This window comes from Stenotrophomonas maltophilia group sp. Smal32, from assembly GCF_030237085.1.
GTDB lineage: Bacteria > Pseudomonadota > Gammaproteobacteria > Xanthomonadales > Xanthomonadaceae > Stenotrophomonas > Stenotrophomonas maltophilia_Q.
The window spans coordinates 3,515-11,760 of sequence record NZ_JASJSI010000126.1 but is presented as its reverse complement, the minus strand read 5'-3'; the positions used below and the strand labels follow the sequence as shown (position 1 = coordinate 11,760).

The 8,246-nt window shown below is 67.9% G+C and carries 11 protein-coding genes; all 11 read left to right on the top strand.

All coding sequences use genetic code 11. From position 1 onward, the window contains the following. The first annotated feature begins 142 nt into the window (after positions 1 to 142). Positions 143 to 1,123, top strand: a complete 981-nt coding sequence (moaA, locus tag QRO91_RS19895; RefSeq protein WP_197633122.1) for a GTP 3',8-cyclase MoaA — start codon at positions 143 to 145, stop codon at positions 1,121 to 1,123. An 8-nt stretch (positions 1,124 to 1,131) separates the two neighbouring features. After that, positions 1,132 to 2,127, top strand: a complete 996-nt coding sequence (gene moaCB / locus QRO91_RS19890; RefSeq protein WP_100443832.1) for a bifunctional molybdenum cofactor biosynthesis protein MoaC/MoaB — start codon at positions 1,132 to 1,134, stop codon at positions 2,125 to 2,127. After that, a complete protein-coding gene (gene glp / locus QRO91_RS19885) occupies positions 2,127 to 3,380 on the top strand; it encodes a gephyrin-like molybdotransferase Glp (protein WP_197633123.1) in 1,254 nt (417 codons plus the stop codon). Before moaCB ends, glp begins: the two co-directional genes overlap by 1 nt. Continuing rightward, on the top strand, positions 3,380 to 3,640 hold the full coding sequence (locus QRO91_RS19880; RefSeq protein WP_005413671.1) for a MoaD/ThiS family protein: 261 nt from the start codon (positions 3,380 to 3,382) through the stop codon (positions 3,638 to 3,640). Before glp ends, QRO91_RS19880 begins: the two co-directional genes overlap by 1 nt. 3 nt (positions 3,641 to 3,643) lie before the next feature. Next, a complete protein-coding gene (locus QRO91_RS19875) occupies positions 3,644 to 4,132 on the top strand; it encodes a molybdenum cofactor biosynthesis protein MoaE (RefSeq protein ID WP_197633124.1) in 489 nt (162 codons plus the stop codon). Between the two features lie 81 nt (positions 4,133 to 4,213). Next, positions 4,214 to 4,762 carry a molybdenum cofactor guanylyltransferase gene (locus QRO91_RS19870; protein ID WP_049432823.1) on the top strand — a complete coding sequence of 183 codons (549 nt, stop codon included), beginning with the start codon at positions 4,214 to 4,216 and terminating at the stop codon, positions 4,760 to 4,762. Continuing rightward, positions 4,759 to 5,124: a hypothetical protein gene (locus QRO91_RS19865; RefSeq protein WP_049432820.1), complete on the top strand. Its 366-nt coding sequence runs from the start codon at positions 4,759 to 4,761 to the stop codon at positions 5,122 to 5,124. The genes QRO91_RS19870 and QRO91_RS19865 overlap by 4 nt, the downstream gene beginning before the upstream one ends. Positions 5,125 to 5,190: 66 nt before the next feature. Next, positions 5,191 to 5,967: a helix-turn-helix domain-containing protein gene (locus tag QRO91_RS19860; protein ID WP_197650714.1), complete on the top strand. Its 777-nt coding sequence runs from the start codon at positions 5,191 to 5,193 to the stop codon at positions 5,965 to 5,967. A 22-nt stretch (positions 5,968 to 5,989) separates the two neighbouring features. Then, positions 5,990 to 6,733, top strand: a complete 744-nt coding sequence (gene modA, locus QRO91_RS19855; RefSeq protein ID WP_197650713.1) for a molybdate ABC transporter substrate-binding protein — start codon at positions 5,990 to 5,992, stop codon at positions 6,731 to 6,733. 3 nt (positions 6,734 to 6,736) lie between these two features. Continuing rightward, on the top strand, positions 6,737 to 7,420 hold the full coding sequence (modB, locus tag QRO91_RS19850; protein WP_065196410.1) for a molybdate ABC transporter permease subunit: 684 nt from the start codon (positions 6,737 to 6,739) through the stop codon (positions 7,418 to 7,420). Continuing rightward, positions 7,410 to 8,078: a sulfate/molybdate ABC transporter ATP-binding protein gene (locus QRO91_RS19845; RefSeq protein WP_197633128.1), complete on the top strand. Its 669-nt coding sequence runs from the start codon at positions 7,410 to 7,412 to the stop codon at positions 8,076 to 8,078. The genes modB and QRO91_RS19845 overlap by 11 nt, the downstream gene beginning before the upstream one ends. The last annotated feature ends 168 nt before the right edge of the window (positions 8,079 to 8,246 follow it).

The window sequence follows — 8,246 nt, the reverse complement described above, 5'->3', positions numbered from 1 at the left end:
GGCCTTTCACGACAGTCGGCGCCAATTCAGGCTGCGTGCCTCCCGGGTTGACGCTTTCAACGCCCCAGCGCACTCTGCGGGTTGGGGTCGACAACCCGTTCAGGGGCAGGGCTGCAGGGTGGTACCAGGAGGCGGAACAGCCATGAGCCAACTCACCGACAGTTTCGGACGCAGCTTTCCGTACCTGCGCTTGTCGCTCACCGAAGCCTGCAACTTCCGGTGCAGCTACTGCCTGCCCGACGGGTACCAGGCGGATGGCCACCCGCGTTTCCTGCAGGTGGAGGAGATCGGCCGCCTGGTGCGGGCCTTTGCGGCGTTGGGGATGAGCAAGATCCGCCTGACCGGTGGAGAGCCCAGCCTGCGCAAGGATCTGGACGAGATCATCGCCACCGTGGCGGCGGTGCCGGGCATCCGCAAGGTGGCCATCACCACCAATGGCACGCTGCTGCCGCGGCGCCTGCCGGGTTGGCACCGGGCCGGCCTGACCGCGCTGAACGTGAGTATGGACAGCCTGCAACGCGAGCGTTTCCACACCATCACCGGCCACGACCGTCTGCCAGAGATCCAGCAGGGTCTTGCGCTGGCGCAGGCGCTGGGCCTTTCGGCAATCAAGCTCAACGCAGTGCTGCTGCGCGGCCTGAACGACGACGAGCTCCCGCAGTGGATGGAGTACCTGCGCGATCGCCCCTTCAGCGTGCGCTTCATCGAACTGATGCGTACCGGCGACAACGAAGCCTATTTCCAGCGCCACCACCTGCGCGCCGAAGTGGTGATCGAGCAGCTGCTGGCCGCCGGATGGCGCGAACGCCCGCGCGTGGCCGATGCGGGCCCGGCGCGCGAGTTCAGCCACCCTGACCATCGCGGCAGCATTGGCATCATCGCCCCGTACTCGCGTGACTTCTGCAAGGGCTGCAACCGTTTGCGGGTGACCGCCAAGGGTGATCTGCGGCTGTGCCTGTTCGGCGAGTTCGGCGTGCCGCTGCGCCCGCTTCTGCAACGCGACGATGACCATGACGCGCTGCTGGCACGCATCACCACCCAGCTTGGCCTGAAAGCGGCCGGGCATGGACTGCACCAGGGCCAGACCGGGCTGACCCCGCACCTGGCCTCGATCGGAGGATGAGCAACACGATGAGTGGGGAATTGAATGCGGCCTTCCACATGGCCGATGTCCGTAACAAGCGCATCAGCCGCCGCCGTGCGGTGGCGGTGGGCGAGCTGCATGCCGGTCCAGTGGCCTATCCGCTGATCGTCGAGCGCCGCCTGCCCAAGGGCGATGCGCTGGTGATGGCCGAGATTGCCGGCCTGCAGGGCGCCAAGATGGCGTCGATGCTGATGCCGCTGTGCCATCCGTTGCCGCTGGAGCTGGTGCAGGTGTTCTGTGCGCCGGTGCCGGAACGGCAGGCGATCCGCGTGTGGTGCGAGTGCGCGAGCGAGGCGCGCACCGGCGTGGAGATGGAGGCACTGGCCGGCGTCAACGCGGCGCTGCTGACCCTGTACGACCTGAGCAAGCCGGTGGAGCCGGCCCTGCGCATCGAAGGCATCCGCCTGCTGTTCAAGGAAGGCGGCAAGCGCGGGGTCTGGCTGCACCCGGACGGCATGGACGAGGCCGAGCGTGCGCGTTTCAAGCCGCGTGCACCGAAGGGGTTGGAGGGTGCGGCCTGCGCGGTGATCACACTGAGTGATCGCGCCAGCGAGGGCAGTTATGAGGATGTGTCCGGCCCGACCCTGGTGACCGGCCTGAAAAAGCTGGGGGGCGAGGTGGTGGCCGCCGAGGTACTGCCCGATGGCATCGAGCCATTGGCGGGCCGCCTGCAGGCCTTGGCCGCCGAGGGCGTGCGCCTGTGCCTGTGTACCGGAGGTACCGGGCTGGGCCCGCGTGACCTGACCCCGGAGGCGCTGCGTTCCTTGAACGCGCGGCCGGTGCATGGCCTGGCGCAGATGGTGCGGGCACTCAGTGCACAGCACACGCCGATGGCCTGGCTGAGCCGCGCCGAGGTGGTGCAGCTGGGCAACATGCTGGTGTTCGCATTGCCCGGCAGCCCGAAGGCGGCGGCGCAGTGCCTGGACATCTTGGCGCCGGTACTGGGCCACGCCCTGGCGATGGTCGAGGGTGGTGGCCACTGATGATTGCCTACAGCGAAGCCTTGCAGCACCTGCTGGACGCGGCCACGCCGCTGCCGGCCGAGCGCCTGCCGCTGCATGAGGCCGGCGGCCGTACCCTGGCCAGTGACATCCACAGCGGGCAGTCGTTGCCGCCGTTCGACAATTCGGCGATGGACGGCTTCGCGCTGCGCGCCAACGGCGCGACGTTCGAAGCTGGTACCGAGTTCGCTGTGCAGGGCTGGCAGGCAGCCGGTGATGCCGGCGCCGAAGGCGGCGAGGGTGCCTGGGAAATCATGACCGGTGCGCGCATGCCGGCCGGGCTGGATACGGTGGTACCGGTCGAGAACGTGGAGATCCTCGCCAGCGAGGATGGCCGCCCGACCCGCATTGCCCTGAAGGCATTGGTGAAGCCGGGCCAGAACGTGCGCCTGCGTGGCGAGGATGTAAGCGACGGCGAGCGCGTGCTGCAGGCCGGGCAGGTGCTGGACATCAACGCGCGCACCCTGCTGCATGCCATCGGCGTGGGCGAGGTGGCGGTGATGGCGCGGCCAAAGGCGGCGGTGATTGCTACCGGCAAGGAGCTGGTGACCGAGGCGGCGCAGACGCTGGCATCCGGGCAGATTCGTGACAGCAACCGGCCGTATCTGGTCGGCCGCCTGCAGGCCGCCGGTGCCGAGGTGGTCTGGCAGGGCACGGTGGGCGATGAGGTGGCGGCGTTCAACGCGGTGCTGGATGAAGCGCTGGACGCGGGTGCTCAGCTGTTGATCAGCACCGGCGCGGTGTCGGCCGGCCGCTACGATTTCATTCCCGACGCGCTTCGCGGCCGGGGTGCGCGCATCGTGTTCCACAAGGTGGCAATCCGCCCGGGCAAGCCGTTGCTGTTTGCGGTGCTGCCCAATGGCGCGCTGTATTTCGGCCTGCCCGGCAACCCGGTGTCGGCTGCGGTGGGCCAGCGCTTCTTCGTCGAGCCGGTGCTGCGCCGCCTGCTGGGGCTGGCACCGGAGCCGGTGCTGACGTTGCCGCTGCAGGCCGACGTGCGCACGCCGCCGGGCCTGCGCTTCCACGCGCGGGCGCGGGTGGAAGTGGACGCGCAGGGCCGCCTGAGTGCGCGCGTGCTGGCCGGGCAGGAGTCGTTCCGTTTGATGTCCATGCTGCAGGCCAACGCCTGGGTGGTGCTGGAAGGCGAGGGCGGTCTGGCCCCTGCCGGCACGCCGGTGCGTGTGCAGGGCTGGGGTCATCAGGACCCGGTGCAGCTGGCGAGCCAGGAGCCGTAATGAGACAGGTAAATCTGCAGTTGTTCGGCGCGTTCTCCGATCTGGATGCCAGCCGCGAGATTGCCGTGGAGGTGGCCGGCGGCACCGTGGCCGATCTGCGCCAGGCGCTGCGCGAGCTGCTGCCGCTGCGTTGGCCGGGTTTCCGTGCCGGGCTGCTGGATTACTCGGCGTTCGCCGACCAGCAACGCGTGCTGCGCGACCACGAGGCGTTGCCCGACGATGGCCGGGTCGCGATCCTGCCGCCGGTGAGCGGGGGCTGAGCGATGAGCGAGACGATCATCGCGAAGGTGGTGGACCGCGCGCAGGCGGCGATTGATCCGGCCGAAGGCATCGCGGCGGTCTCCGATCCGGGCTTCGGCGGCATCGATGTGTTCATCGGCAAGGTGCGCGACGTCAATGTGGGCCGGCAGGTGACCGGGATCACCTACGACCTGTTCGAGCCGTTGGTGCTGAACGAGTTCAAGCGCCTGGCCGCCGAGGTCGAGGCCACGTTTGGTCCGAAGCTGAAGCTGTATGTGGCACACGCCAAGGGCCGGTTGGGCATCGGCGATGTGGCGGTGGTGGTGGCCGCCGGCAGCCCGCACCGTGACGAGGCGTTCCGCGCCTGCCGGCAGTTGATCGAGGTGGTGAAACACCAGTGCCCGATCTGGAAGCAGGAGCATTACGAGGACGGCGACAGCCAGTGGAGCGAAGGTTGCAGCCTGTGCCATGCGGACGATGAGCCTGCGCATGCGCACAGCCACAGCCCGTGACGCCAGTAGATCCACGCCATGCGTGGATAGCGCTCTCCCGGCGCACCCGGCCGACGCAGCCACGCATGGCGTGGCTCTACCATGAATGGAACCATCAACGGCATCGTGTTGGCCGGTGGCCTGTCGAGCAGGATGGGCCGCGACAAGGCAACGCTGCCGTGGCAGGGCCGCACCCTGCTGGAGCACATGCGGGGCCTGTTGACGCAGGCCGGCGCGCGCGAGGTCTGGATCAGCGGCAACTACCCGGCCTTCGGCGGCATCCCCGATCGTGTGCCCCGATGCGGGCCACTGGGCGGGCTCTACAGCGTGGCAATGCAGATGCCTGACGAGCCGGCATGGGTGGTGCCGGTGGACACGCCGCGGTTGAGCGCGGTACTGCTGCAGCGACTGTGCCTGGCAGGAGACACTCCCTGCGTGGTGTTTGCCGACGAACCATTGCCGATGCGGTTGCAGATCGATGATCATTGCCGCCGCGTGCTGCAGGAATTGATTGAAGATCCGAGGGCACGTCGTTCGCTGCGTGCCCTGCAGGAACGCCTGGGCGTGACCCGGTTGCCACTGGCGCCAGGGGATCAGGCGTTGCTGCTCAACTGCAATACCCCATCGGAATGGGAGTCCACCGCACCATGAAAGTCCAGCTGCAACAGCAATCGATGCGCCTGCGCGTGGATGAAGAGGAACTGGCGCGCCTGCTGGTCGGTGAGTCGGTGGAGAACCTGACCCGCTTTGGCGGCAGCGGTGGCTGGGGTGTGGCACTGTCGTTGCATGCCGGCGATCAGGCGGTGCTGCTCGATGGCGGTACGTTCTGCCGGCTGGTGCTGCCGCGCGAAGCCGTGGAGGCACTGGCGGCGCGCCTGCCGTGCCGTGAGGGTCTTGGCTTCGGCATCGCATTGGATGACGACAGCATGCTGCAACTCCAGTTCGACGTGGATGTGCGCGACAGCGTGCGGCAGCGCGGTGCGCAACGGCGTTCGAAGCCTGCGTCGGAGTAGGTGCATTGCGCAGGGGCGGGCGGCATGCTGTCGTATGATGGGGGCCTTCGTTCCTGCGTCGCTGCAATGCCCCTGAACCCCTCTGCTCCTTCTCCGCTGCGACCGGCCACGCCCAATCCTGCGGCGGCCGATGACGGTGATGCGCTGCATTTCTGCAGCACCTGCGCGTTCTCCGATGCCTGCACGTCGCAGGGCTATGACAAGACCGCGCTGGGCGAGCTGCATGTGCTGGTTGACCACGTGGGGCCGTTCCAGGCCGGTGACTACCTGTTCCGTGCCGGTGATCCGTTCGATTCGATCGCCGCCGTGCGTGCCGGCATGGTCAAGACCTTTGTCGATGACAGCCAGGGCAACGAGCAGGTGCTGGGCTTCAACCTGCCCGGTGAAGTGATCGGGCTCAATGCCATCCACGGTGCGCGCTTTCCCTGCAATGCCGTGGCGCTGGACACGGTCTATCTGTGTCGCATCTCCTTCCCGCGATTGAGCCTGCTGGCCACCCGCATGCCGGGGTTGCAGGCACGGCTGTTCAGCCTGCTCAGTGCCGAGATCGGCAAGGTCGCTACGTTGGCCGCCAACCATCGCACCGAGGAGCGCATGGCGGCGTTTCTGCTGGATCTTTCCGAGCGCTATGCCCGGCGCGGATTCTCGGCTACCCGCTTCAACCTGAGCATGGCCCGTACCGAGATTGCCAACTACCTGCGGATGGCGCCGGAGACGGTGAGCCGGGTGCTGCGCCGGTTGAGCGACGAGGGTGTGATTGCGGTGAACCAACGTGAGATGCTGTTGCTGCAACCCGAGCGGCTGGCGGAACTGGCCGTGACCCGGGAACCCGGACTGGACTGATCAGACAACCAAGGGGCCGACCATGAAGCGAGTGGGGCTGTTGTTGCTCGGAATGCTGGCTGCAGTTCCGGCCTGGGCGGCCGACCTGACGGTGTCGGCGGCGTCGAGCCTGACCGAGAGCTTCCGTGAACTGGGCGCGGCCTACGAGAAGGCGCACCCGGGCACCAAGGTCGACTTCAACTTTGCCGCGTCTGGCGTACTGCTGCAGCAGATCAGCCGCGGTGCACCGGTGGATGTATTCGCCTCGGCCGACGAAACCACGATGGACCAGGCGCAGCAGCAGGATCTGCTGGCCGCCGGTAGCCGCGAGGTGTTCGCGGTGAATGCGCTGTGGGTGGTGGTGCCACCGCAGGCCAAGGTGGCGCCGCGTACCTTGAAGGACCTCGCCGGTGCTGGTGTGCAGCGCATCGCGCTGGGCAACCCGGACAGCGTGCCGGTAGGCCGCTATGCCAAGGGAGCACTGGAAGCGGCGGGCCTGTGGCCGTCGGTGCGGGGCAAGGCCATCACCACGCAGAACGTGCGCCAGTCGTTGGACTACGTGGCACGCGGTGAAGTGGATGCCGGCTTTGTCTATGCCACCGATGCGCAGGCGATGCCCGACCGGGTGCGCCGCGCCTTTGCGGTGCCGGTGGCCGGTCGCATCGCGTATCCGCTGGCAGTGATCAAGGCCAGTGCACAGCCGGCGGAGGCCAAGCGCTTCACCGCCTTCGTGCGCTCGGCTCAGGGCCAGGCGATCCTGGCCAAACACGGGTTCGGCAAGCCCTGAGGCATGGATCTGGACTGGAGCGCGCTGGGGTTGTCGCTGAAGGTGGCCGGTTGGGCCACCGCGATCAACCTGGTGCTGGGCGTAGCACTGGGCGCCCTGCTGGCGCGTCGGCGCTTTCCCGGCCGCGAGCTGCTGGATTCGCTGCTGACCCTGCCGATGGTGCTGCCACCGACGGTGCTGGGTTACTACCTGTTGGTACTGATCGGTCGCAACGGCCCTATCGGGGCGTGGCTGCAATCGTGGTTCGGCATCAACCTGGTGTTCACCTGGCAGGCGGCGGTGATCGCTGCGGCGGTGGCCTCGCTGCCGTTGGTGTTCAAGCCGGCACGCGCGGCGTTCGAGGAAGTGGACGGGCAGCTGGAGCAGGCCGCACGCACGCTGGGTGTGTCCGAAGTGGCGGTGTTTTTCCGCATCACGCTGCCACTGGCGTGGCGCGGCATCCTCGCCGGCCTGCTGCTGGCGTTTGCGCGCGCGATGGGCGAGTTCGGTGCGACGCTGATGGTGGCCGGCAGCATTCCGGGCCGGACGCAGACGTTGTCGATCGCCATCTACGAGGCGGTACAGGCCGGCCAGGACGGCAAGGCCAATGCGCTGGTGATCCTGACCTCGGTGGTCTGCATCGTGATCCTGTTGCTGGCCGCGCGGCTGGTGGGCGGGCGTCGCCGGGAGCTGCGCGATGTGGCTTGAACTGCAGGTACAGCGCCGCCTGCAGGCGGCCGCCCAGGATTTCGTGTTGGACGTATCGCTGCAGTGCACGCAGCAGCAGGTGGTGTTGTCTGGTCCGTCCGGTTCCGGAAAGAGCCTGACCCTGAAAGCGGTGGCCGGGTTGCTGCGGCCACGCCAGGGCCATGTGCGCCTGCAGGGACAGACCCTGTTCGATGCGGCCACCGGCGTGGATCTACCGCCGCAGCGCCGCCGGATAGGCTATGTGTTCCAGGACTACGCATTGTTCCCGCACCTGAGCGTGCGCCAGAACGTGGCATTCGGTCTGGAGAAGGGGTGGTTGAATCCGCGGATCGGCCGGCGCATCGATGCGGTGGAACAATGGCTGCAGGCGTTCCGTATCGACACGGTGGGTGATCTGCTGCCCTCGCAGGTGTCCGGTGGCCAGCGCCAGCGCACGGCGTTGGCACGTGCGCTGGTGACGCAGCCGCAGGCGCTGTTGCTGGATGAGCCGTTCTCCGCGTTGGATCATGACCTGCGCCAGCATCTGCGCCAGGAGCTGGAGACCGTGCTGGACCGGACCGGAATCCCGTTGCTGTTGATCAGCCACGACCCGCAGGATGTGGCGATGTTCGGCCAGCAGGTGGCGCGCGTGGTGGACGGCCGTATCGTCGGGGGGTGACCCGGCACCTGTAGAGGCGAGGCCCTCGTGGGGGGGGGGTCCGCGCCCACCCGGCCGCCGTGGGCGGGGGGGTGAAGGGTGCACCGGATCATAAAATGACCGCAGGGGGGGGGGCGTCGGGGCGCGGCGGGGCCCATTGCGTTTGACCTCCCACTGCGAGTCGCGCTG

Coding starts and splice junctions, on each gene's coding strand:
- moaCB (WP_100443832.1), top strand. CDS start 1,132: ATGAGTGGGGAATTGAATGCGGCCTTCCACATGGCCGATGTCCGTAAC.
- QRO91_RS19860 (WP_197650714.1), top strand. CDS start 5,191: ATGCCCCTGAACCCCTCTGCTCCTTCTCCGCTGCGACCGGCCACGCCC.
- QRO91_RS19870 (WP_049432823.1), top strand. CDS start 4,214: ATGAATGGAACCATCAACGGCATCGTGTTGGCCGGTGGCCTGTCGAGC.
- glp (WP_197633123.1), top strand. CDS start 2,127: ATGATTGCCTACAGCGAAGCCTTGCAGCACCTGCTGGACGCGGCCACG.
- QRO91_RS19865 (WP_049432820.1), top strand. CDS start 4,759: ATGAAAGTCCAGCTGCAACAGCAATCGATGCGCCTGCGCGTGGATGAA.
- QRO91_RS19875 (WP_197633124.1), top strand. CDS start 3,644: ATGAGCGAGACGATCATCGCGAAGGTGGTGGACCGCGCGCAGGCGGCG.
- QRO91_RS19880 (WP_005413671.1), top strand. CDS start 3,380: ATGAGACAGGTAAATCTGCAGTTGTTCGGCGCGTTCTCCGATCTGGAT.
- QRO91_RS19845 (WP_197633128.1), top strand. CDS start 7,410: ATGTGGCTTGAACTGCAGGTACAGCGCCGCCTGCAGGCGGCCGCCCAG.
- modB (WP_065196410.1), top strand. CDS start 6,737: ATGGATCTGGACTGGAGCGCGCTGGGGTTGTCGCTGAAGGTGGCCGGT.
- modA (WP_197650713.1), top strand. CDS start 5,990: ATGAAGCGAGTGGGGCTGTTGTTGCTCGGAATGCTGGCTGCAGTTCCG.
- moaA (WP_197633122.1), top strand. CDS start 143: ATGAGCCAACTCACCGACAGTTTCGGACGCAGCTTTCCGTACCTGCGC.